The following is a 217-nucleotide window of genomic DNA, read 5'->3' as shown; positions in this document are numbered from 1 at the left end:
ACTTATAAAAAGCAGCATTCTGATGAACTAGTCCCTTGCACTAAAACTGTTTATAATTGGATACACAATCAATCTATACCATTAAAACCAATTGATTTACCACGGATGGTACGTATTCGTCACAAGAGAACCCCTACTCGTTTGAAACAACATAAACGCTGTTTAGGTAAATCTATTACACAACGTCCAGTAGAAGTGGCATTACGCCAATCCTTTG

The 217-nt window shown here is 36.9% G+C and carries 1 pseudogene; it reads left to right on the top strand.

The window, feature by feature from the left end:
- Positions 1–217 (top strand): annotated as a pseudogene (locus E4T68_RS09450) (IS30 family transposase); the annotation flags it as partial.

It is taken from the genome of Granulicatella sp. WM01, assembly GCF_004570605.1.
GTDB lineage: Bacteria > Bacillota > Bacilli > Lactobacillales > Aerococcaceae > WM01.
The sequence above is the reverse complement of the archived record's forward strand: the minus strand, read 5'-3'. Positions and strand labels throughout refer to the sequence as shown.